Below are 24,410 nucleotides of genomic sequence, written 5' to 3'. Positions count from 1 at the left end.
AACGCGATGAAAACAAAACTTTCCTGGTTATGTGCAGTGGCAATGGGAGTGAGTGCACTCCCCGCAACAATGGCTAACGCAGCACCTGGTAACGCAGCGGCTACGCCTGCGCCGACGGTACCTGTCGTCGCGCAGGCAACCGATCCGGTTATCACGGCGGCACCCGGTCAAACAGAAAACATCATTCCGAACCAGCCAACGGAGGGGAACACCCTCCCGGCCGAGAACCCGGTCATCGGGCAGGTGATGCCGGGCGTGCGGGGGGCTAACGCGCCCGTTGTCGCGGAGAACACACCGTCGCGGGACGTGAAGCTGACCTTCGCGCAAATCGCGCCGCCGCCGGGCAGCATGGTGCTGCGCGGCGTCAATCCTAACGGCAGCATTGAATTTGGTATGCGCAGCGATGAGGTTGTTTCGAATGCGGTACTGAACCTTGAATATACGCCGTCGCCATCCCTTCTGCCGACGCAGTCTCAGCTTAAGGTCTACCTCAATGATGAGCTGATGGACGTTCTGCCGGTGACCAAAGAGCAGCTGGGTAAGAAAACCCAGGCGCAGGTGCCGATTAACCCGCTGTTCATCACCGACTTTAACCGTATCCGTCTGGAGTTTGTTGGTCACTACCGCGATGTCTGCGAAAACCCCGCCAGCAACACGCTGTGGCTGGACGTCGGGCGCAACTCCTCGCTGCAGATGACCTACCAGCCGCTGGCGCTGAAAAACGATCTTTCGGCATTCCCGGTTCCGTTCTTCGATCCGCGTGATAACCGTCCGCTCACGCTGCCAATGGTGTTTGCGTCATCCCCTGACGTGACCGAGCAGCTGGCGGCGACCATTGTGGCCTCCTGGTTTGGCTCCCGCTCCGGCTGGCGCGGTCAGAACTTCCCGGTGATGTATGACAAAATGCCGGACAGAAACGCGATTGTCTTTGCAACTAACGCCAAGCGTCCGGCCTTCCTGCGCGACCACCCGGAAGTCAAAGCGCCAACTATTGAGATGGTAAGCCACCCGGATAACCCGTATGTGAAGCTGCTGGTGGTCTTTGGTCGTGACGATAAAGATCTGGTTCAGGCGGCAAAAGCAATTGCCCAGGGCAACGTCCTGTTCCGCGGTAACAGCGTGGTGGTGGACGAGGTTAAGCCGCTGCTGGCACGTAAACCTTATGACGCGCCAAACTGGGTGCGTACCGATCGTGCCGTGACGTTTGGTGAACTGAAAACCTATGAAGAGCAGCTGCAGGCGTCCGGGCTGGAACCATCGTCGATTAACCTGTCACTGAACCTGCCGCCGGATCTGTACCTGCTGCGCACCAACGGCATTGATATCAATCTCAACTATCGCTATACCGCGCCGGCGACGAAAGACAGCTCGCGCATGGATATCAGCCTGAACAACCAGTTCCTGCAATCGTTCAGCCTGCAAAGCACCCAGGACACTAACCGGCTGATGCTCCGCCTGCCGGTGCTGCAGGGGCTGCTGGACGGCAAAACGGACGTCTCTATTCCTGCACTGAAGCTTGGCGCGATTAACCAGCTGCGTTTTGATTTCCAGTACATGAACCCGATGCCTGGCGGTTCGGTGGAGAACTGCATCACCTTCCAGCCGGTACAGAACCACGTCGTGATCGGCGATGAGTCGACCATAGACTTCTCGAAGTACTACCATTTCCTGGCGATGCCGGATCTGCGTGCCTTTGCTAACGCGGGCTTCCCGTTCAGCCGCATGGCCGATCTCTCTGAATCCATTGTGGTGATGCCAAAAGCACCAAACGAAGGTCAGGTGACGACCCTGCTCGATACCATGGCGACCGTAGGCGCGCAAACTGGATTACCGGCAATTAACGTCACGTTGACGGATGATGGCAGCCAGATCCAGAACAAAGATGCGGATATTATGGTGATCGGCACCATCCCGGATAAGCTGAAGGATGAAAAACGTATCGATCTGCTGGTAAAAGCCACTGAGTCCTGGGTTAACACGCCGCTGCGTCAGACCGAGTTCCCGAGCATTATGCCGGATGTGAACGATCGCAAGGCCAGCGCGCAGACGGCCGTAACCTCTCAGGGAGCGATGGCTGCAGTGGTGGGCTTCCAGTCCCCTTACAACGATCAGCGTAGCGTGATAGCTCTGCTGGCGGACAGCCCCCGTGGCTATGAGCTGCTGAATACCGCGATGAACGACAGCGGTAAGCGCGCCGCGATGTTTGGCTCGGTGTCGGTGATCCGCGAGTCCGGCGTCAACAGCCTGCGCGTGGGTGATGTGTACTACGTCGGCCATCTGCCGTGGTTCGAACGTCTGTGGTATGCGCTGTCTAACCATCCGGTTCTGCTCGCCATCCTGGCTGCGGTTAGCGTGGTATTGCTGGCATGGGTGCTGTGGCGTCTGCTGCGTATCATCAGCCGTCGTCGCCTTAACCCCGATGAGTAAGACGTGATGAAAGCCATTCGCTGGTGTGTAGTTGTAGCGTTGATGCTGGCGGCGCTCCCGCTTCGCGCCGCCTGTACCTGGCCTGCCTGGGAGCAGTTTAAAAAGGATTACATCAGCGAGGGCGGGCGCGTCATTGATCCCAGTGACACGCGCAAAATTACGACGTCAGAAGGGCAAAGCTATGCGTTGTTCTTTGCCCTGGCCGCTAACGATCGCAACGCGTTTGACCTGCTGCTGACCTGGACGCGCGATAACCTTGCCAGCGGCAATCTCAACGATCGTCTGCCCGCCTGGCTCTGGGGGCAGAAAGACAAAGAAAACTGGGGGGTGATTGATACTAATTCCGCCTCAGATGCCGATGTCTGGATTGCCTGGTCGCTGCTCGAAGCGGGCCGGTTATGGAAACACCCGGACTATACCCAAACGGGCAAGGCGCTGCTAAAACGCATTGCCAGCGAGGAAGTGTTGAAAGTGCCGGGGCTCGGCTCAATGCTGCTTCCCGGTAAAGTCGGCTTTGCCGATGAAAACGCCTGGCGCTTTAACCCCAGCTACCTTCCTCCACAGCTAGCGAGCTATTTCACCCGCTACGGAGCCCCGTGGACCACGCTGCGTGAAACCAATCTGCGGCTGCTGCTGGAAAGCGCGCCGAAGGGGTTCTCGCCGGACTGGGTGCAGTATCAGAAAAACAGAGGCTGGCAGTTACAGCAGGATAAGACGCTGGTGGGGGGCTATGACGCCATACGTGTCTATCTTTGGGTGGGCATGATGAGCGATAAAGATCCTCAAAAAGCCCGGCTGCTGACGCGCTTCCAGCCGATGGCGGCAACGACAATCAAACAGGGCGTGCCGCCGGAGAAAGTGGATGTGGCGACGGGGAAACGCACCGGCAATGGCCCGGTCGGGTTCTCTGCCGCCATGCTGCCGTTTTTACAACAGCGCGATGCCCTGGCGGTTCAGCGCCAGCGCGTGGCAGACCATTTTCCCGATAATAATGCCTACTACAGCTATGTATTGACTCTCTTTGGTCAGGGATGGGATCAGCATCGTTTTCGCTTCACCGCTAAGGGTGAATTAATACCGGATTGGGGCCAGGAATGCGCAAGTTCACAGTAAATCTACTCACTCTATCGCTTGGGCTGGCACTGATGCCGCTGGCGCAGGCCGTCAACTCTCCGCAGCAGAAACAGCTGCTGGAGCAGGTTCGGCTGGGCGAATCGACCCATCGTGAGGATTTGGTTCGGCAGTCGCTCTACCGTCTTGAGCTGATCGATCCGAACAACCCTGACGTCATTGCCGCCCGCTTTCGCTACCTGCTGCGCCAGGGCGATAACGCCGGAGCGCAAAAAGAGCTGGATCGCCTGAAAGGGATCGCCCCGGGCTCCAGCGCCTACCAGTCCTCACGCAACACGATGCTGCTTTCCACGCCGGATGGCCGCCAGCAGCTTCAGCAGGCGCGCTTACTCGCCACAACAGGGCACACGCAGGAGGCGATAGCCGCCTATGACAAGCTCTTTGACGGCAACCCGCCGGGCGGCGACGTGGCGACGGAATACTGGAATGTGGTGGCGAAAGATCCTGCCCGTCGCGCTTCGGCCATTAACCAACTAAAAAAAATTAACAGCAGCAGCCCCGGTAATACGCAGCTGCAGACGACGCTGGCTCAGCTTCTGTTCCAGAGCGGACGCCGTGATGAAGGCTTTGCGGTCCTGCAGGAGATGGCTAAATCTACCGGCGGTCGCAGTCAGGCGTCTGACATGTGGTATGAGCAGATTAAAGACCAGCCCGCCAGCAGCGCCAGCGTTACCGCGCTGCAAAAATACCTGACCGTATTCAGCGACGGGGATAGCGTCGCGGCGGCGCGCGCCCAGCTTGAGGCGCAGCAAAAACAGCTCGCTGACCCGGCGTTCCGCGCGAAAGCGGAAGGGCTGGCGGCGGTGGATGCCGGGCAGGGGAGTAAGGCGGTGGCGGAGCTGCAAAAAGCCGTTAGTGCCAACCATGCCGACAGTGAAGCGGTGGGTGCCCTTGGACAAGCCTATTCCCAGAAAGGCGACCGCGCCCGCGCGGTGGCACAGTTTGAAAAGGCGATTGCCCTCGATCCGCAGAGCGATAACCGCGGTAAATGGGACAGTTTACTGAAGGTTAACCGCTACTGGCTGCTGATCCAGCAGGGGGATGCGGCGCTGAAGGCGAATAACCCGGCGCAGGCGGAACGATACTTTCAGCAGGCGCGTAACATCGACAATACCGACAGCTACGCGGTGCTGGGGCTGGGAGATGCCGCCGCGGCGCGTAAAGATAACGACGCGGCAGAACGTTATTACCGTCAGGCACTGCGTATGGACAGCGGCAACAGCAATGCGGTTCGCGGCCTTGCCAATATTTACCGCGCGCAGTCCCCGGAGAAAGCCTCGCAGTTTATCCAGTCGCTCTCTGCCAGCCAGCGCCGGAGCATTGATGATATTGAGCGTAGCCTGACTAACGAGCAGCTGTCTGCCCAGGCAGAACAGCTGGAGAGTCAGGGGAAATACGCTCAGGCGGCAGAAATCCAGCGTCGTCGTCTGGCGCTCTCGCCCGGTGACGTCTGGATAACGTATCGTCTCTCGCGCGATCTCTACAGCGCGGGTCAGCGCAGCCAGGCAGATACCCTGATGCGCCAGCTTGCCAGCCAGAAGCCGTCTGACCCGGATCAGGTCTATGCCAACGGGCTCTATCTTTCCGGAAACGACCAGGACCGAGCCGCGCTGGCGCATCTGGATACCCTGCCGCGCAGCCAGTGGAACGGCAATATTCAGGAACTTGCCGACCGCCTGCAAAGCAACCAGGTGCTGGAAACCGCTAACCGTCTGCGCGACAGCGGCAAAGAGCAGGAGGCGGAAAACCTTCTGCGCCAGCAGCCGACCTCCACCCGCATCGACCTGACGCTGGCGGACTGGGCGCAGCAGCGTGGCGATCTGGCGTCGGCGAAAACCACCTACAACGCCGTCCTGCAGCGTGAGCCGCAGAACGAGGACGCGATCCTCGGTTTGACCGAGATTTACAGCGCGGAAGGTAACAAAGATGCCGCCCGTGCCGAGCTCGCGAAACTGCCCGCCGGGCAAAATGACCAGCCACTCTCGCTCAATATGCAGCGCCGGATCGCGATGGCGCAGGCGGGCCTGGGCGATTCCGCTGCCGCAGAACAGACCTTCAGCAAAATCATTCCTCAGGCCAAATCGCAGCCCGCCTCCATGGAAAGCGCGCTGGTGCTGCGTGATGCTGCCCGCTTCCAGACGCAAAACGGCCAGCCGCAGCAGGCGCTGGAGACGTATAAAGATGCGATGGTGTCGTCCGGCATCACCACGACGCGTCCGGTGGACAACGACAGTTTCACTCGTCTGACGCGTAACGATGAAAAAGATGACTGGCTGAAGCGCGGCGTGCGCAGTGACGCTGGTGATTTGTACCGTCAGCAGGATGTTAACGTCACGCTCCAGCACGACTACTGGGGCTCCAGCGGCACGGGCGGCTATTCCGACCTGAAAGCGCATACCACCATGCTCCAGGTGGACGCACCGCTCTCTGACGGGCGCATGTTCTTCAGAAGCGATCTGGTCAACATGGATGCCGGTACTTTTGATAACAATAACGGGACTTACGATCCTAAATGGGGGACCTGCTACGACACGCCGTGTAGCGGCAACACCAGCCAGAGCGACAGCGGCGCCAGCGTCGCCGTCGGCTGGCAAAATAAAACCTGGGCGATGGATATTGGCACCACGCCAATGGGCTTTGACGTCGTCGACGTGGTGGGCGGCATCAGCTACAGCAGTGATTTAGGTCCCATCGGCTATACCGTCAACGCCCATCGTCGGCCTATCTCCAGTTCGCTGCTGGCCTTCGCCGGGCAAAAAGATACCAATACCGGCACCACCTGGGGCGGCGTACGCGCAACCGGCGGTGGCGTGAGCATCAGCTATGACAAAGGTGAGGCGAACGGCGTCTGGTCCAGCCTGAACGCGGAAACGCTGACGGGTAAAAATGTGGAAGATAACTGGCGCGTCCGCTGGATGACGGGTTACTACTACAAGCTCATCAATAAAAACAACGAGCGCCTGACGGTCGGCGTGTCCAATATGCTCTGGCACTACGACAAAGATCTGAGCGGCTATTCCCTCGGGCAGGGCGGCTACTACAGCCCGCAGGAGTATGTCTCCTTCGCGCTGCCTGTAACCTGGCGTAAGCGCACGGAAAACTGGTCCTGGGAGCTGGGAGGCTCGGTGTCCTGGTCTCACTCCAAAACCAAAGACGAGTTGCGCTACCCGATCCAGAGCCTGATCCCGACCGATGAGCCAGGCCGCTATACTGACCGGGGCGCGATGGAAACCGGCAGCAGCTCCTCCGGGACGGGTTATACCGCGCGGGCGATTATCGAACGCCGGGTCACGTCCAACTGGTTTGTGGGCATGGGCGTGGATATTCAGGAAGCGAAAGACTATACCCCAAGCCATGCGCTGATTTATGTGCGTTACTCTGCTGCAGGCTGGCAGGGTGATATGGACTTACCGCCGCAGCCGCTTATTCCTTACGCGGACTGGTAATCGGATTTTCCTTAATCCATTTGTAAGTCTCTCTTAATAGCGCGGCAATCGGGTATACTCAGGCGCGCCAGGTTTACACCCTGGCGCGCCCTGCGCTTCGAGTTTTGTGGAGAGTCATTTTGCGTGTCAGCCGTTCCTTAACGATCAAACAGATGGCGATGGTCTCTGCCGTCACTATGCTGTTTGTACTGCTCTTCTGCGTAATTTTGCTGTTTCATTCCGTACAGCAGAATCGCTATAACACGGCTTCGCAGTTAGAAAGTATCGCCCGCTCGGTGCGCGGCCCGCTCTCCGCCTCGATCCTGAAAGGAGATATTCCCGAAGCGGAAACCATCTTAAAACGCATTCAGCCTGCCGGCGTCGTTAGCCGCGCCGATGTCGTCTTGCCCAACCAGTTCCAGGCGCTGCGGATGAGCTTTATCCCGGAGCGTCCCGTCCCGATGATGGTGATGCGCCTGTTTGAGCTGCCGGTGCAAATTTCTCTGCCTGTCTATTCGCTTGAGCGCCCTGCCAATCCGCAGCCGCTGGCCTACCTGGTTCTGCAGGCGGACTCGTACCGGATGTATAAATTCGTCATGAGCTGGGTGGTTACGTTAGTGACCACTTGCTTACTTATGACCCTTATCCTCAGCGTGGCGCTGACCTGGTGCATTAACCGGCTGATTGTTCACCCGCTGCGCCGTATCGCCCGCGAGCTGAATTCGCTTGCGCCGCAGGATCAGCTGGGGCACCAGCTTGAGCTGCCGCGCCTGCATCATGACGATGAGATCGGGATGCTGGTGCGCAGCTACAACCTCAACCAGCAGCGCATCCAGCGCCAGCAGGATGAGTTAAACAACAGCGCTACGCGCTTCCCGGTGTCGGAGCTTCCCAACAAAGCGTTTCTGATGGCGATGCTGGAGCAGACCGTTGCGCGGCAGCAAACCACGGCGCTGATGGTGATCGCCTGTGAAACCCTGCAGGATACGGCCGGCGTGCTAAAGGAGAGCCAGCGTGAAATGCTCTTGCTGACGCTGGTGGAAAAGGTGAAGTCCGTCCTTGCCCCTCGTATGGTGCTGACCCAGGTCAGCGGTTACGACCTGGTGGTGATTGCCAACGGCGTGAAAGAGCCGTGGCACGCCATTACATTAGGTCAGCAAGTACTCACTGTCATAAATGAGCGGCTGCCCGTTCAGGGTATCCAGCTTCGTCCGAGCGCCAGCATCGGTATCGCCATGTACTACGGTGATTTAACGGCGGAGCAGCTGTACCGCCGCGCGTTCTCCGCGGCGTTTACCGCCCGGCGTAAAGGGAAAAATCAGATCCAGTTCTTCGACCCGGAGCAGATGGAAAAAGCGCAGCAGCGCCTGACGGAAGAGAGCGACATCCTGACCGCGCTTGATAACCGTCAGTTTGCCCTCTGGCTGCAGCCGCAGGTGAATTTACAGACGGGTGAAGTGAAAAGTGCCGAGGCGCTGCTCCGCATGCAGCAGCCGGATGGCTCATGGGAGCTGCCGGAAGGGCTGATTGAGCGCATCGAATCATGTGGTCTGATGGTCACCGTTGGCTATTGGGTGCTGGAGGAGTCCTGCCGCCAGCTTGCCGCCTGGCAGGAGCGCGGCGTTACGCTGCCGCTGTCGGTCAATCTGTCAGCGCTGCAGCTTATGCATCCGACGATGGTCTCCGAGATGCTGGAGCTGATCCATCGTTACCGGATCAAGCCCGATACGCTGACGCTGGAAGTGACGGAGAGCCGACGCATTGACGATCCTAACGACGCGGTTGCCATCCTGAAGCCGCTGCGCAATGCCGGCATTCGCATCGCGCTGGACGATTTTGGTATGGGATACGCCGGGCTGCGTCAGCTTCAGCACATGAAAACCCTGCCGGTGGACGTGCTCAAAATCGATAAATCGTTTGTCGACGGGCTGCCGGAGGACAGCAGCATGGTGCAGGCCATCGTGCAGATGGCGCGCAGTCTCAACCTGCATCTTATTGCCGAGGGGATTGAAACCGAAGCGCAACGCGCCTGGCTTGCAGAGGCGGGCGTCGAGAGCGGCCAGGGCTACCTTTTTGCCCCCGCGGTGCCGCCGGATGTCTTCGAACAGCGATACCTTTCCGGCGCCGACCATAGCGCAAAAGTGTAATTTTGTTGCTGGCTTGTGCGAGCCAGTTCAAAGTTCTTAACATTTGTGTTTCAAATTTGAACTGAGTTTATTTCTGTCCTGTTATACGGGTGTTATTTTAGAGCCGCAGGTTAACCATAACCTTACAAAGCCTGTGGTTTTTCTTCCCAAGGACACCCTATGAAAACCTCACTCTTCAAAAGTCTTTATTTCCAGGTCCTGACAGCCATCGCCATCGGTATTCTGCTGGGGCACTATTACCCTGAACTGGGCGCGCAAATGAAACCGCTTGGCGACGCGTTCGTTAAGCTCATTAAAATGGTCATCGCCCCGGTGATCTTCTGTACGGTGGTAACGGGCATCGCTGGCATGGAAAGCATGAAGGCGGTTGGCCGTACCGGTGCAGTGGCGCTTCTCTATTTTGAAGTGGTCAGTACCCTTGCGCTGATTATTGGTCTGGTCATCGTCAACGTGGTGCAGCCTGGTGCGGGTATGAACGTTGATCCCTCTACGCTGGATGCCAAAGCCGTCGCGGTCTATGCCGAACAGGCGAAGGATCAGGGCGTGGTGGCCTTCCTGCTGGACGTTATCCCAGGCAGCGTCATCGGCGCCTTCGCCAGCGGAAACATTCTGCAGGTGCTGCTGTTTGCCGTGATGTTTGGCTTCGCCCTGCACCGTCTGGGCAGCAAAGGCCAGCTTATCTTCAACGTGATTGAAAGCTTCTCGCAGGTCATCTTTGGCATTATCAATATGATCATGCGCCTGGCGCCGATTGGTGCCTTCGGTGCGATGGCCTTCACCATCGGTAAGTATGGCGTCGGCACGCTGGTGCAGCTGGGTCAGCTGATTATCTGCTTCTACATCACCTGTATTCTTTTCGTGGTGGTGGTGCTGGGCTCCATCGCTCGTGCTACTGGTTTCAGCATTTTCAAATTCATTCGCTACATCCGCGAAGAGCTGCTGATTGTTCTGGGAACCTCCTCTTCAGAATCGGCGCTGCCGCGTATGCTCGATAAGATGGAAAAGCTCGGGTGCCGTAAATCGGTGGTCGGCCTGGTGATCCCGACGGGGTACTCCTTCAACCTTGACGGTACCTCGATATACCTGACGATGGCGGCCGTGTTTATCGCCCAGGCGACCAACAGCCATATGGATATTTTCCATCAGATTACCCTGCTGGTGGTGCTCCTGCTGTCGTCTAAAGGGGCTGCGGGCGTTACGGGTAGTGGCTTTATCGTGCTGGCGGCCACCATTTCCGCGGTGGGGCATCTGCCGGTGGCGGGTCTGGCGCTGATTCTTGGTATTGACCGCTTTATGTCTGAGGCGCGTGCCCTTACCAACCTGGTGGGTAACGGCGTGGCAACGGTGGTGGTCGCGAAATGGGTGAAAGAGCTGGATCACAAGAAGCTTAACGACACGCTGAATAATCGCGCGTCTGATAGCAAAAATCCTGGTTTAACCTCCTAATCTTGTCACAATTGCCCGCATTCCCTTGTCGGGATGCGGGCTCCTGCGCATAATAACTGTTCATACCTGTCATAATTCGACAAGATTTTTTTTGGGTATATTTCACTTCGGACCGTGACGTTTTGCCGAACGCGCGGTCTAATCGACGTGTTTTCATCGTCATCTTTTAGAGTGCAGCGCGTCGCGAGACACTCTTTTTAACCAGGAATGTTGATCAGGGGTTCACATGCAGGGCACAAAAATTCGACTCTTAACCGGCGGTTTGCTGATGATGGCAGCAGCCAGTTATGTGCAGGCAGATGCGCTCCAGCCAGACCCGGCCTGGCAACAAGGCACGTTAGCGAACGGTTTTCAGTGGCAGGTGTTATCCACCCCGCAGCGGCCCAGCGATCGTATTGAAATCCGTCTGTCCGTTAATACCGGCTCCCTTACGGAAAGCACTCAGCAAACCGGTTTTAGCCATTTTATTCCCCGTCTGGCGCTCACGCAGAGCGGCAGCCTGCAAGCGGTTCAGGTGCGTTCGCTGTGGCAACAGGCCATCGATCCGAAACGCCCCCTTCCTCCGGCCGTGGTCTCCTATGACTACACCATGTTTAACCTGAGCCTGCCAAATAACCGTAACGACCTGCTTAAAGAAGCCCTTACGTATCTCTCTGATGCCTCTGGCAACCTGGCGATTACGCCGGACACCGTGAACTATGCGTTGAGCAACGGCGACATGGTGGCGACCTGGCCTGCGGATACCAAAGAGGGCTGGTGGCGCTACCGTCTGAAAGGCTCAACGCTGCTGGGGCACGACCCGGCGGAGCCGCTGAAGCAGCCGGTGGACGTTGAGCAGGTGAAATCGTTCTACCAGAAATGGTACACCCCGGACGCGATGACGCTGATCGTCGTCGGCAATGTGGATAGCCGCGCGGTGGTTGAGCAGATCAACAAAGCGTTTGGCGATCTGAAGGGCAAACGCGAAACGCCAGCCCCTGTCCCGACGCTCTCTCCGCTGCGCGCCGAGCCTGTCAGCATTATGACGGACACCGTGCGTCAGGACCGACTCTCCGTGATGTGGGATAACGCCTGGCAGCCTATTCGCGAGTCCGCAGCGCTGCTGCGCTACTGGCGTGCCGATCTGGCGCGTGAAGCGCTGTTCTGGCACGTTCAGCAGACGCTCAGCAAAAACAACGTGAAGAACATTGGCCTTGGCTTTGACTGCCGCGTGCTGTTCCAGCGTGCGCAATGTGCCATTAACGTTGAATCGCCGGGCGATAAGCTGAATGCCAATCTCGGTGTGGTGGCGAAAGAGCTGGCAAAAGTGCGTAAAGAGGGGCTCTCTGAAGAGGAGTTCAACGCGCTGGTTGCCCAGAAAAAACTGGAGCTGCAGAAGCTGTTTGCCACCTACGCTCGTGCCGATACTGACATTCTGATTAGCCAGCGTATTCGCTCCCTGCAGAACCAGGTTGTCGACATTGCGCCTGAGCAGTACCAGAAGCTTCGTCAGGACTTCCTGAACGGTCTGACCGTGAATATGTTGAATCAGGATTTACGTCAGCAGCTGTCGCAGGATATGGCGTTGATCCTTCTGCAGCCGAAGGGCGAGCCGGAATATGACATGAAGGAACTTCAGAAGACCTGGGATTCCATTATGGCTACCGCGCCGCAGCCGGCGCAGGCGGCCACGGCTGATGATCTCCACCAGGACGCGACGGATATTCCGCAGGGGCAGTAACCCCTCACCCTAACCCTCTCCCCTATGGGGAGAGGGCCGGGGTGAGGGGAGCCTAAACAGGCATCGCCTCGCGCGGAATAATCGCCCCGCGATACTGAATCACGGTGCTGGCCGTCAGGTGCCCACGCTGTGCCGCCGCTTCCGGCGTTCCCCCCGTCAGGCGTACCGCCAGGTAACCCGCGCTGAAGGAATCCCCCGCTGCGGTGGTATCAATCACTTTCTCTTTGGGCAGCTTCACCGCAGGGACCTCAACCACCGTTTCACCCGCAATCGCGACCAGGCACGACTCCGCACCACGCTTAATCACCACTTCGCTCACGCCTGCTGCGTGCGTACGGGCAATCACGTCATCGACCGGCTTCTCACCCCACAGGGCGTCTTCATCGTCGAGCGTCAGGAAGGCGATGTCCGTGCACTGAAGCATCTGCTGATAAACCTGCTGCGTCTCTTCGCGGCTGGCCCACAGGCGCGGGCGGTAGTTGTTATCGAAAATCACCTTCCCGCCGTTGGCGCGGCATTCGCGCAGCAGCGAGAGAAGCTTTTCGCGGCTGGCCGGGCTTAAAATCGCCAGGCTGATCCCGCTCAGATAGAGATAGTCAAACGTCGCCAGCTCTTCGCAGATGGCAGCGGCAGCATCGCTATCCAGCCAGAATTTGGCCGCGGCTTCGTTACGCCAGTAATAAAAAGTGCGTTCGCCGGTGCTGTCGGTTTCGATGTAATACAGCCCAGGCAGGCGGTTTTCCATACGCTGGATCAGCGACGTTTCAACATGTTCACTCTGCCAGGCTTCCAGCATCTGCTGGCTGAAGCTGTCCGTACCAAGAGCGGTGACGTAGTTCACGGCGAGTGCTTCAGGCGCAACCTGACGGGCAATGTAAACGGACGTGTTTAACGTATCGCCACCAAATCCGCGGCTGACTTCCGCGCCTTTTTGGGACAGCTCAATCATACATTCGCCAATCACGGCAATTTTTTTGGACATAGTCATGAACCTGAACAGAAGAATTTTCAGCAGTGTGCGCTGAGTGAATTAGATGGTCAACTATATTAAAACGACGTTCCATTATTTTATTTGAGCCAGCGCGTGTTCCGGCAAATTTCTGTCATCTTAATTTCATTTTCACGGTGAATTGAACATAAAGTTCTCAATTATCGCGCCGATAACCCAGTGACGAGTCCAGAAAGGCCATCCCAACAACAGGACATCTGAAATGAAGTCAGAGCAGGTTATCCAGCGGCTGAGCACTACGCCTGAGGCAAGTATTGAGAACTTGCAGGAGCATCGCTACTGGCTGCAATGCGAGCGTGCGTACACGTATCAGCCGATCTACCGAACGGACGGTCGACTGATGGCAATTGAAGTTTTGACCGTCGTCACGCACCCGTCAAACCCTTCCCAGCGTATCGCGCCGGATCGCTATTTTGCCGAAGTTGCCGTTCGCCAGCGTCTGGACGTGCTGGAAGAGCAGCTCCGTATGCTGGCGACAAAACAGGCCTTTTTCGAGCAGCATACTATCCTCGCCTCGGTTAACGTGGACGGCCCGACCCTGCTGGCGCTGCGTCAGAATGCGAAACTGCAGGAGCTGATCGCCACTCTGCCGTGGCTGCGCTTTGAGCTGGTGGAGCATGTTCGCCTGCCGCAGGATTCCTCTTTTGCTTCGATGTGTGAATTTGGTCCGCTGTGGCTGGATGACTTTGGCACCGGTATGGCGAACTTCTCGGCCCTCAGCGAAGTGCGTTATGACTACATCAAGGTGGCCCGAGATCTGTTTATCATGCTGCGTCAGACCCCGGAAGGACGGAATCTGTTTACGCTGTTATTGCAACTGATGAACCGCTATTGCCAGGGCGTGATCGTTGAAGGCGTGGAAACACTGGAAGAGTGGCGTGACGTGCAAAACTCTCCCGCAGCGGCGGCGCAAGGCTATTTCCTCTCTCGCCCCGTGCCGATGGATCTCCTCGAAAGCGTCAGAACGACCCTCTGATAACCCCGCTTCCCTTTGTCTGGACTATAGTTTTACAGGACAGGTCATCAGGAAAGGGGATAACAATGACAAAAACAACCAGGGTCATTTCCTGGACTACAGGGATTTTCTTGTTGTTGATCGCAATCGTCGTCGTCATTATCGCGACGTTTGACTGGAACCGCCTTAAGCCGACCATCAACCAGAAAGTCTCCGCTGAGCTGAACCGTCCCTTCGCCATCCGAGGCGATCTGGGTGTGGTATGGGAGCGTCAGAAAGAGGAGACCGGCTGGCGAAGCTGGATCCCCTGGCCCCACATCCACGCCGACGACATCATTCTCGGCAACCCGCCGGATATCCCCGAAGTAACCATGATCCATCTGCCGCGCGTGGAGGCCACGCTGGCACCGTTAGCGCTGCTGACCAAAACCGTCTATCTGCCGTGGATCAAGCTCCAGCAGCCCGATGCGCGCCTGATCCGCCTCTCTGAAAAAAACAATAACTGGACATTTAACCTTGCCAGCGACGGTGAAAAGGATCCAAATGCTCAACCCTCATCATGGTCATTCCGTCTCGACAATATTCTTTTCGATCGCGGGCGGATCGCCATCGACGATAAGGTCAGCAAGGCGGACGTGGAGATCCTGGTCGATCCGCTGGGCAAACCGCTGCCATTTAGCGAAGTCACGGGCAACAAAGCGAAAGACGATAGCGCCAAAGCGGGTGACTATGTCTTCGGCCTGACGGCAAAAGGGCGCTATAACGGCCAGCCGCTGACCGGGAAAGGGAAAATCGGCGGCATGCTGGCGCTCCGGAGCGAAGGCACGCCGTTCCCGGTGCAGGCGGATTTCCGCTCGGGGAACACGCGCGTGGCGTTCGTGGGCACGGTTAACGACCCGATGAACATGGGGGGCGTCGACCTCCAGCTCAAGTTTGCCGGTGACTCGCTGGGTGAATTGTATGAACTGACCGGCGTACTGTTGCCGGATACCCCGCCGTTCGAAACGGACGGGCATCTGGTTGCCAAAATCGACACCGAAAAATCGTCCGTTTTTGACTACCGGGATTTCAACGGCCGCATCGGCGACAGCGATATCCACGGCACGCTGACCTACACCACCGGAAAACCACGGCCGAAACTGGAAGGGGATGTCGAATCTCGCCAGCTTCGTCTGGCCGATCTTGGCCCGCTGATTGGCGTGGATTCCGGAAAAGGCACCAAATCAAAAGAGGTCAAAAAGGACGTTCAGCCTGCGGGTAAAGTGCTGCCTTACGATCGCTTTGAAACCGACAAATGGGACGTGATGGATGCGGATGTGCGCTTCAAAGGGCGTAAAATTGAGCATGGCAGCACGCTGCCGCTGAGCGATCTGTCGACGCATATCATCCTGAAAAATGCCGATCTGCGCCTGCAGCCGCTGAAGTTTGGCATGGCGGGCGGGACGATTTCCTCCAACATTCACCTGGAAGGCGATAAGAAGCCGATGCAGGGACGGGCGGAGATCCAGGCGCGTCGATTGAAGCTGAAAGAGCTGATGCCGAACGTGGAGCTGATGCAGAAAACCCTCGGTGAAATGAACGGCGATGCGGACATTCGCGGGGTGGGGAATTCCGTGGCGGCGCTGCTGGGCAGCGGCAACGGTAACCTGAAACTGTTGATGAACGACGGGCTGGTCAGCCGCAACCTGATGGAGATCCTGGGGCTAAACGTCGGTAACTTTATCATCGGGCAAATCTTTGGCGATGACGAGGTGCGGGTAAACTGCGCAGCAGCGAATGTGGATCTGGTTAACGGCGTGGCGCGTCCGCAGATTTTTGCCTTCGACACGGAAAACGCGGTGATTAACGTGACCGGTACTGCCAGCATGGCCTCGGAGCAGCTGGATTTGACCATTGACCCGGAAAGTAAGGGGATTCGTATTATTACCCTGCGCTCGCCGCTTTACGTGCGCGGGACCTTTAAAAATCCGCAGGCGGGCGTCAAGCCCGGACCGCTGATTGCGCGTGGCGCGGTGGCCGCAGCCCTCGCGACGCTGGTCACCCCGGCCGCCGCGCTGCTGGCGTTGATCTCGCCGTCAGAAGGCGAAGCGAATCAGTGCCGGACGATTTTGTCGCAGATGAAGAAGTAAGGTGCGGCCTGTTTTTGCTTTCTCCCTCTCCCTGTGGGAGAGGGGCGGGGTGAGGGCATCAGGCCGCAATAAATTACAGCGCCTGATGCTTAGTCTCGTGCGTCAGCAGCAGGGCAATCAGCGTCAGCGCCGCCATGGCCGCCAGATACACCCCCACGTAGAACAGACCATAATTTGCCTGCAGCCAGGTGGCGATATACGGCGCCACGGACGCGCCCAGAATGGAGGAGACGTTATAGGAGAACGACGCGCCGGTATAACGCACTTCCGTCGGGAACAGCTCCGGCAGCAGCGCGCCCATCGGGCCGAAGGTCAGTCCCATCAGGCTCAGGCCAATCAGCAGGTACGCCATCACCAGCGCCGGGTTACCTGAACTCAACAGCGGCGGGAAGACGAACAGAGCAAACAGAATGATCAGCGTGGTGATCGTAATCATACTCGCACGACGGCCGAATTTATCCGCCAGCAGGCCGGCAATCGGTACCATCACGCCAAACCCAATCACCGCCATCATCAGCATCCACAGCACTTCGTTACGCGGCAGGCCCAGCCCTACCGGCGCGGCGGCGGTGCTGTAGGTCATGGAGTACACCGTCATGATGTAGAACAGCGTGTAGGTCGCCAGCATGATAAACGTGCCAAGCACGGTTACGCGGAGGTGTTTGGTCAGCAGGGTACCCAGCGGCACTTTTACCTGTTTTTTCGCCGCAGCCACTTTCGCAAACACCGGCGTCTCATGCAGGGAAACGCGGACGTACAGGCCAATCAGCACCAGTACCGCCGAGAAGACAAACGGAATACGCCAGCCCCAGCTCATGAACTGTTCGTCCGTCAGCAGCCAGGAGAGCAGCAGGAAGGTCCCGTTGGCAAAGAAGAAGCCAATCGGCGCGCCAAGCTGCGGAAATGAACCGTACAGCGCGCGTTTACGCGGCGGGGCGTTCTCGGTCGCCAGCAGCGCCGCGCCACCCCATTCACCGCCCAGCCCCAGACCCTGACCAAAGCGCGCCAGCGCCAGCAGCACCGGCGCCAGAATGCCGATGGTTTCGTAGGTCGGCAGCAGGCCAATCGCCACGGTGGAGATCCCCATCGTCAGCAGCGAGGCCACCAGGGTGACCTTACGACCAATGCGGTCGCCAAAATGTCCAAACAGCGCAGAGCCAATCGGACGCGCCACAAACGCGATAGCAAAGGTCGCCAGAGACTGTAGCGTTGCCGCCGTCGGGTCTCCCTGCGGGAAGAAAATATGCGGGAAAACGATGACCGCCGCGGTGGCGTAAATGTAAAAGTCGAAGAACTCAATGGCAGTGCCAATTAGCGAGGCGACGACAACTTTATTGCGCGAGTTTACCGGGACGTGTTCCGAACCAGAGTCGAGTGTTGTGGCTGTTGATTGCATAATATTTTCTTATTTTTGTCGAACGAAAGGCCATATTACGCACAGCAAAAGCGACATTTCAATCTGTAACAAAGCCGCGTTCTGGTGATAAAAGCAACAAAAAGCGGATAATGTTCAGGCCAGCCAAAATGCTTCCATGAAATGCTTCACAGTTTTTAAATATTGGTGGATAAAACTGGTTTTCAGTTAAATAAAAGTTACGGACTGGATTTATATGCTGAAATGATGAGTCGGGCTGAAATATCAGCCCGAGAGCGGAGTTAGCGGTGTGTTTTTCCGGGCATCCGCGTGTCGCCTTTGTACTCGGCGGTGGCAATCCACGCCGCGCAGAACAGGGTCAGGCGGGCGAAGAAGTAGAAGAAGGCCATCAGTCCGAGCACAGAGCCAAACGCCGCGCCGGAGGGGGATTTCACCAGCGACGGGAGGGTATAGGTCATCACGATCTTAATCACCTCAAAGCCGATTGCCGCGATCAACGTGCCCCGGAGCAGCGCCTTCTTGCGCGGACGATGGCGAGGCAAGCGCCAGAAAATCCAGAAGAACAGCAGGTAGTTGGCGAAGATAGAAATCGCCAGCCCGATGCCGCGCCAGGCGGGCTTCAGCCATTCGATGTAATCAAGATAGAGCGCAGAGATAATCATCTGCTGTGCTGAACCGGCAACAGAGGTGATCGAGAGCGTCACGACCAGCGCGACGAGCAGACCAATCAGCGAAATAAAATCGCGGAAATACTTAATCCAAATTTTCTCCTGATCCTGAGGCGTGCGCTCCCACACGTCGCGCGACTGGGCGCGAATGGCCTCGCGGAGGTTGCCCATCCAGTTAACGCCGGAATATAGGGCGATCAGCAAACCGACGATGCCGACGGTAGTGCGCTGCTGAACGGCGGTGTTAATCGTGCTTTTCAGCGTGGTGGCGAGGGTCGGATCACTGACGTTATTCAGGATCTTATTGAAGATATCCTGCAGCAGCGTCGGGTGCGACGCGAGCACAAAACCGGCCGCTGCAAACGACACCATCAGGATGGGGATCATCGACAGGAACGAAAAATAGGTGATCGCGGCACCGAACTGGTTCCCCATGCGGTCATTAAAACGTTCGGCCGCACGTATCAGATGCGCAACCATGGGAAACTGCTGAATTCTCTCCGCCAGGCTGGTGACGGTGCCCAGCGCCTTGCTGGCGGTACCGGGGGCTTTAGCCTCTTCTGGCTCGGTTTCCATCTTCTTGATGGGTTCATAATCTAAATGTTGGGTGGGTCGTTGCGGGTTATTTTCCGGCGTCACGCGTCTTTTCCTTTTTCGTTTGGCTGGATGTTACTGAATTATAGCTTGCGACTAATCCACGTAAGCTTTTGTGAGTTCGGTTAGCCACTCCATAAACAGATGAACCCGGCGAGAGAGGTTGCGCCGGTGGGGGTAAATCAGGGAGACAGGCATCGGTTCCGCGCGATACTGCGGGAGGATCTCAATCAGTTTCTTCGCGCGCAGCAGGTCGCGTACCCCAACGCGCGGGGCCTGAATGATCCCCAGCCCGGCAAGGCAGGCGGCCTGGTAAGTTTCCGTGCTGTTTACGGTTAGCACCCCGCCTGTTTTTATCCACTGCGTCGTGCTGCCGTTATAAAATTCAAAGCCCTGAGGGCGACTTCCCAGCATCGCGGCGTAATGAATCACGGCGTGCGAGCCTAAATCGTCCAGCGTGTCGGGGTAGCCAAAACGCGCCAGATAATCCGGGCTGGCACAGTTGATCACCGACAGCTTGCCCAGCGGACGGGCAATCAGCCCTGAGTCCTTCAGGGAACCCACGCGGACGACGCAATCAAACCCTTCGCGGATCACATCCACCAGGCGATCGCTGCTGCTGAGCTCCAGTTCGATACCCGGATACTGCTGTAAAAAAGCAGGCAGTTTGGGGATGACGACATTTCGAGCAACACCGACGGGCATATCCACGCGGAGCCTTCCGCTGATGCTGGAGGGATCGTGCTGAAACATACCGTCGAGTTCATCCAGGTTCGCCAGCAGATCTTTTGCCCGTTCGTAATAGACCATGCCGTCCTGCGTCAGGCTGACGCGGCGCGTGGTGCGGTGCAGTAGCTGGGTGCCAAGCCGGTTTTCCAGAGCCTGGATTTGCCGGGAAACGCTGCCTTTCGGAAGCGTTAATGTCTCTGCCGCGCGGGAAAAACTCTCCAGTTCCGCGACGCGAACAAACAGCTGCATTGCGTGAATTTTATCCATAGATGAAGCTCATTGTTGTTTGCATTGAAACAGTGAAGCGTTATTACCCATCTTTATTGATCTTCTATCACCTAATAAGCTCTTTCTCAATCTCCATAACAGCCAAAACGAGGTTTATGATGACTGAACGTATCGCATTAGTGACGGGTGGTAGCCGTGGATTGGGTAAAAACGCTGCGTTAAAGCTGGCGGCAGACGGCACGGGAATTATCCTGACCTACAATCGCAGCCAGCAGGAAGCGCTGGACGTGGTGCGCGAAATTCAGGGAAAAGGCGTCAAGGCGGCGGCATTACAGCTCAACGTCGGTGATATTGCCAGTTTCGAAAGTTTTGCTCACCAGCTTCAGGAGATCCTGAGCAGCGTCTGGCAGCGTGAAACCTTTGATTATTTATTGAACAACGCCGGGACGGGTTTATACGCACCCTACACCGACACGACGGAAGCCCAGTTTGATGAAGCGCTGAACATTCACTTCAAAGGGCCTTTCTTCCTGACGCAGCGCCTGCTGCCCCTGCTTAACGACGGGGGGCGGATCCTCAACGTCTCCAGCGGACTGGCCCGCTTTACCCAGCCAGGTTCAGGAACTTATGCGGCCATGAAAGGGGCGATGGAAGTGCTCACCCGCTATCAGGCGAAGGAGCTTGGGGCGCGCGGAATCTCCGTCAATATTATCGCGCCAGGCGCGATCGAAACCGACTTTGGCGAGGGACGCGTGCGCGACAACGCGCAGCTTAACCAGATGCTGGCGTCACAGACGGCGCTGGGACGGGTGGGGCTGCCGGACGATATCGGCGATGCTATTGCGGCCCTGCTCAGCGACAGGCTGGGCTGGATGAATGCGCAACGTATTGAAGTGTCAGGCGGTATGTTCCTGTGATGTCTGATGTTAAGGGGAGGGAACCCCTTAAGGAAATCCTTAATATGGATGTGTCAAAATACGGGTAAATATAAAAACCACTGGCGGATTTGTAACCTCTGCATTCATTGAGTTTTTTCTTAAATTGCGCCTCTGTAGAATCCCCCTTCGCTATTCTCAGAGGGAGAAATACGATGCGAGTAATCATGTTTGACAGGCAGTCGATATTTATTCATGGAGCGATACACGGTTTGCGGAAATTAATTCCTGAAATAAATATAACGGGGACTTGTCAGGCAGACGATTTATGGGCGCAAATATCCGCGTCACCGTCTGCTATCGTCATGATTGACGGCAATTTAATTCAGGATGAGGAGAGTTCTTTCCTGGACGAAATCATGCATCGCTTCCCGTCGGTACGGGTGATGATGGTTCTGGCAAAAAAAGAGACCAGATGGGTTGAGCAACTCATGCAGCGAAACGTGATGGCTATTATCCCCCGTAACGCCAACCCTGAGCGGTTTGCCGCCGTGCTGGATTCCGTGTCGAGAGGGATGGTCTGCTTTCCCGGCGAGTGGGTCAGCCAGCAATCGTCAGCGCAGGCGTTACTCTCGTTGAGCGAGCGTCAGCGAGAGGTTCTGAAGCTGCTGGCGGCGGGTGAATCAAACAAAGAGATTGGCCGCAATCTCAACATCAGTGCGGCCACGGTAAAAGCACATCTGGAAGCGCTTTTTCGCCGGCTGGAGGTGAAAAACCGAACCCAGGCCGCCATGTACTATACCCGGGCGACGGCCTGAAGCACCGCTTTCGAGAGCGCGGATGCCGCGCCGAAACTCAATATCATCAGTACTACAGTGTCATGCTGCTGCTGGGTTAATGGCCCAACCCCCTTTTCCTGCAGCAGCATCTCAACCCGCTGAATATCTTCGTAGAGTAAATATTCAGCCTGAAGAGGCGTAATAAGGCCGCGAAAATGTTCCCCTTCGCGGATCGCATGTCCGTAGCCGATAACCCATAAACCCTTTTCATCACGATATTTCTCCAGTGAAAGCCCTTGATGTTTCTTTATTAATTCAATGGCGGTGGAAGAAATATTCAGCGCATGACCTTTCATATTCGTTTCCTCTTAGTGGCGATACTGTAGAGGAATCGAGGCAGGAGAAATATCCGCCAAATGGCTGTTGTTCAGGAATTTTTGTTCAGGTATTCCTGCCGCAATAACCCAAATAACCAGTCATTTTGCCAGCGACCGGAAAGGTAATAGCTCTCGCGTAGCTCGCCTTCCAGCCGGAAGCGGGCTTTTTCCAGCAGGCGCCTGGAGGCGACATTTCCTGCAGTGACGGTGGCGGTGAGCCGACGTATACCGCCCTGATGAAAAGCGTAATCGCAAAGCGCCTGCAGGGATTCGAAGCCGTAACCTTTTCCCTGTGCCTCGGGGGCAAAAAGAAAGCCCACTTCGGCGCAATCCTCCTCCCGATGAATATACCCGGTAAGGCCCAGCGGGGTCTGTGAGAGGGCGTCACGAACGACGAGGCACAGCCAGTGCGCGCTCCCCGGCGTCCAGGGCGTCAGGCGCGAATCAAACGCCTCGCGGATCGCCGCGACGGGGCGGTCCTCCGCCACAAAGCGCATGACGTCGGGATGCTGCTGCAGCGCCAGGAAAAAGGGCCAGTCTTGTTCCTGCACGGGGGTGCAGGTCAGGCGCGAGGTCATTAAAACTGGCATTGAGATTCTCCTGAAGCTTTTTAAATGATTTTAGGGTTGTCACTTTATTTCAACAGAAAGTCAGGTATGGTTAAGCGCGTATAAATAAAAAGAAAAACGGCCGTTAGTGCCTATTCCGGATGTCTTCGTTGTCGCTTAAGGAAAACAATGACTCTCAGCACATCACATCATATCCGCGAACAGTTTGAACACTGTCTGGCGGTCATTCGCCAGGCGTCGGTGGAAATCTTGCTTCTTCTGAATGTACATGTTTCTGAGGGAAAAGATCCACGCTGGTTTCTGGAACAGCTGGACAGCGCGCGTTTAGGCCTCGGGGGATGGGCTGCGGTTGCGAAGAAGCTCAACCTGAATGATGCCGAGATGTCGGAATTTACGCTGCAGCTGCGCCTGCTGCAGCAGCGCGTCCCGCAGTATGAAAGCGGGCAGGATGTCAGCGAAAACCAGCTTATTGCGGCGATGCGGTTTGTGACTACGCTGGAACATCTTCGTCTGCAGCAGCCGCTTCTGACCTACAGCACCGAGCTGGTGCCGGGTAGCGAGCTTCAGCAGCAGCAGGCGCACAAGCAGGTACGCGCAATTGAGTTAATGATTAAAGGCCTCATTCAGCAGGCCTGGCCCGATCAGGTGCGGCTCAATAATCATCTTAAAACCTTATTCAACGCTGACCGCGTACGACGCTGGCTGAAGCATGGCGAAATCAACGACGTCCTGAGCGGCATGATGTTCAGCGAACTGGCGCAGATGCTGGTGGATAAAAAAGAGTTCAGTCGCTACTACGCCTCGCTGTTTAGCGACCCGTCCATGCTGACGCTCCTGGTAGAGCCGCGCAAAACGCTGCAAACATTTCTCGACGACATCCGGCAAATCCGCAACAACATCACGGTGCAGAAAACGTTAAGTTCGGCGCAAATTCAGCTGCTGGATAACTACTACATGCAGATCTCCCGGCCGGTTCAACGCGCGTTTGAAGAGGGAAGAACGCGCGTCAACCCGGCTGGATTTATGGCGGTGGATGCCAGCGAGCTGCACGCTTTCTGGGAAAAGGCGCAAAAAATGGATCGGGTCACCGGTGGGGATCTGTTTGAAGTTCGCGACACGATTGAAAAGCCGACCCAGCGCGCGCCGCGCACGCCCGAACAGCGTGAGCAGCTTATCTCCGGTGCGTTATGGGGGGCGGTTGGCGTGATGGTGATTGCCATCGTGGTAGGCGGCTTCTGGCTGGTGACCAGCAGCAAGAAGCCGCCTGCGGCGGAAAATACGGCGCAAGCGGCTCCGCCGCAGGAGATGCGTGAAACCCCTTCCTCGCGCGAGACGCTGACGCGCATGGGGGTGACCTGGGACGACAATAATTTCCGTTCGGCGATTAACCGCAACGATACCCGCGTGGCGTTGCTCTTCTTACAGGGTGGGATGGACTGGAAGCTGTCATGGACCGAAGAGGCGATGTCGGCCGGCTATGACGACGTTCTGGAGCTTATGCTGCGCTACCGGCAGAACATGGCGGAAGAGAAGCCGTGTCGTCGTTTCATCAATACGCTCAGCCATGCCATGTCGAACGGCGAGTCTCTGACCTCAATACGTAAAGAGTATTTGAAAGCGTTCTGCACCGTGCCGGCCGTGGTGAAGCGCCAGAAGCACGATCTTGAGATGGCAACGCGACGCGCGCAGTCACAGCCGGATGCCACCACAAAAAAATGGCAGTCCATTCAGACCGCCATTTATGAGGTGATTCGTTAAAGTTATTCGACCCCTCACCCTTGCCCTCTCCCCAGAGGGGAGAGGGGGAAAAGACCGCACCGCGCAGTT

General features: G+C 56.9%; 17 protein-coding genes. 11 read left to right on the top strand and 6 right to left on the bottom strand.

Going from position 1 to position 24,410, the window contains the following annotated elements; all coding sequences use genetic code 11:
- Positions 1 to 6: 6 nt before the first annotated feature.
- The 6 genes from bcsB to AC4ICF_RS22095 all read left to right on the top strand — a co-directional run bounded on the left by bcsB (position 7) and on the right by AC4ICF_RS22095 (position 12,296).
- The gene (gene bcsB / locus AC4ICF_RS22120; protein ID WP_166712598.1) at positions 7 to 2,427 is read left to right on the top strand and encodes a cellulose biosynthesis cyclic di-GMP-binding regulatory protein BcsB; all 2,421 of its coding nucleotides are present in this window, start codon (positions 7 to 9) and stop codon (positions 2,425 to 2,427) included.
- A gap of 6 nt (positions 2,428 to 2,433) precedes the next feature.
- Positions 2,434 to 3,540 carry a cellulose synthase complex periplasmic endoglucanase BcsZ gene (bcsZ, locus tag AC4ICF_RS22115; protein WP_316380281.1) on the top strand — a complete coding sequence of 369 codons (1,107 nt, stop codon included), beginning with the start codon at positions 2,434 to 2,436 and terminating at the stop codon, positions 3,538 to 3,540.
- Entirely contained in the window at positions 3,522 to 7,004 is a 3,483-nt protein-coding gene (bcsC, locus tag AC4ICF_RS22110; protein WP_316380205.1) for a cellulose synthase complex outer membrane protein BcsC, read from the top strand. Before bcsZ ends, bcsC begins: the two co-directional genes overlap by 19 nt.
- A gap of 119 nt (positions 7,005 to 7,123) precedes the next feature.
- The gene (hmsP, locus tag AC4ICF_RS22105; RefSeq protein WP_316380206.1) at positions 7,124 to 9,130 is read left to right on the top strand and encodes a biofilm formation regulator HmsP; all 2,007 of its coding nucleotides are present in this window, start codon (positions 7,124 to 7,126) and stop codon (positions 9,128 to 9,130) included.
- 159 nt (positions 9,131 to 9,289) lie between these two features.
- Complete coding sequence (locus AC4ICF_RS22100; protein WP_028014754.1) at positions 9,290 to 10,576, top strand: dicarboxylate/amino acid:cation symporter; 1,287 nt, start codon at positions 9,290 to 9,292, stop codon at positions 10,574 to 10,576.
- Positions 10,577 to 10,802: 226 nt separating this feature from the next.
- Positions 10,803 to 12,296 carry a M16 family metallopeptidase gene (locus AC4ICF_RS22095; RefSeq protein WP_116342858.1) on the top strand — a complete coding sequence of 498 codons (1,494 nt, stop codon included), beginning with the start codon at positions 10,803 to 10,805 and terminating at the stop codon, positions 12,294 to 12,296.
- 52 nt (positions 12,297 to 12,348) lie between these two features.
- Here AC4ICF_RS22095 and kdgK read toward each other — a convergent pair whose 3' ends face one another.
- Entirely contained in the window at positions 12,349 to 13,278 is a 930-nt protein-coding gene (gene kdgK / locus AC4ICF_RS22090; protein ID WP_316380207.1) for a 2-dehydro-3-deoxygluconokinase, read from the bottom strand.
- Positions 13,279 to 13,507: 229 nt separating this feature from the next.
- Here kdgK and pdeH point away from each other — a divergent pair, with 229 nt between their 5' ends.
- A complete protein-coding gene (gene pdeH / locus AC4ICF_RS22085) occupies positions 13,508 to 14,281 on the top strand; it encodes a cyclic-guanylate-specific phosphodiesterase (protein ID WP_166712593.1) in 774 nt (257 codons plus the stop codon).
- A 65-nt stretch (positions 14,282 to 14,346) separates the two neighbouring features.
- Positions 14,347 to 16,389 (top strand): AsmA family protein, encoded by a 2,043-nt coding sequence (locus AC4ICF_RS22080; RefSeq protein ID WP_316380208.1) that lies wholly within the window; start codon positions 14,347 to 14,349, stop codon positions 16,387 to 16,389.
- A 73-nt stretch (positions 16,390 to 16,462) separates the two neighbouring features.
- Here the strand turns inward: AC4ICF_RS22080 and AC4ICF_RS22075 are convergent, their stop codons facing one another.
- The 3 genes from AC4ICF_RS22075 to AC4ICF_RS22065 form a co-directional block, all read right to left on the bottom strand.
- Complete coding sequence (locus tag AC4ICF_RS22075; RefSeq protein WP_116342850.1) at positions 16,463 to 17,785, bottom strand: MFS transporter; 1,323 nt, start codon at positions 17,783 to 17,785, stop codon at positions 16,463 to 16,465.
- A 260-nt stretch (positions 17,786 to 18,045) separates the two neighbouring features.
- Complete coding sequence (gene yhjD, locus AC4ICF_RS22070; RefSeq protein ID WP_116342847.1) at positions 18,046 to 19,071, bottom strand: inner membrane protein YhjD; 1,026 nt, start codon at positions 19,069 to 19,071, stop codon at positions 18,046 to 18,048.
- A 51-nt stretch (positions 19,072 to 19,122) separates the two neighbouring features.
- The gene (locus AC4ICF_RS22065; RefSeq protein WP_151413439.1) at positions 19,123 to 20,022 is read right to left on the bottom strand and encodes a LysR family transcriptional regulator; all 900 of its coding nucleotides are present in this window, start codon (positions 20,020 to 20,022) and stop codon (positions 19,123 to 19,125) included.
- Positions 20,023 to 20,141: 119 nt separating this feature from the next.
- Between AC4ICF_RS22065 and AC4ICF_RS22060 the strand changes: the two genes are divergently transcribed.
- Positions 20,142 to 20,900 carry an SDR family NAD(P)-dependent oxidoreductase gene (locus tag AC4ICF_RS22060; protein WP_316380282.1) on the top strand — a complete coding sequence of 253 codons (759 nt, stop codon included), beginning with the start codon at positions 20,142 to 20,144 and terminating at the stop codon, positions 20,898 to 20,900.
- Positions 20,901 to 21,073: 173 nt separating this feature from the next.
- A complete protein-coding gene (locus AC4ICF_RS22055; protein WP_163331100.1) occupies positions 21,074 to 21,676 on the top strand; it encodes a response regulator transcription factor in 603 nt (200 codons plus the stop codon).
- Here the strand turns inward: AC4ICF_RS22055 and AC4ICF_RS22050 are convergent.
- Entirely contained in the window at positions 21,655 to 21,993 is a 339-nt protein-coding gene (locus tag AC4ICF_RS22050; RefSeq protein ID WP_316380209.1) for a glycoside hydrolase family protein, read from the bottom strand. The two genes, AC4ICF_RS22055 and AC4ICF_RS22050, sit on opposite strands and share 22 nt — an antisense overlap.
- Positions 21,994 to 22,064: 71 nt before the next feature.
- Entirely contained in the window at positions 22,065 to 22,604 is a 540-nt protein-coding gene (locus AC4ICF_RS22045) for a GNAT family N-acetyltransferase (RefSeq protein ID WP_316380210.1), read from the bottom strand.
- A gap of 147 nt (positions 22,605 to 22,751) precedes the next feature.
- On the opposite strand from AC4ICF_RS22045, the gene AC4ICF_RS22040 reads away from it, so the two are divergent.
- Positions 22,752 to 24,341 (top strand): STY4199 family HEPN domain-containing protein, encoded by a 1,590-nt coding sequence (locus AC4ICF_RS22040; RefSeq protein WP_316380211.1) that lies wholly within the window; start codon positions 22,752 to 22,754, stop codon positions 24,339 to 24,341.
- Positions 24,342 to 24,410 lie beyond the last annotated feature (69 nt).

Source organism: Enterobacter sp. ECC_219_Taxon_10, assembly GCF_058354905.1.
Note: the sequence above shows the minus strand (reverse complement) of the source record. Positions and strands in the feature narration are given on the sequence as shown.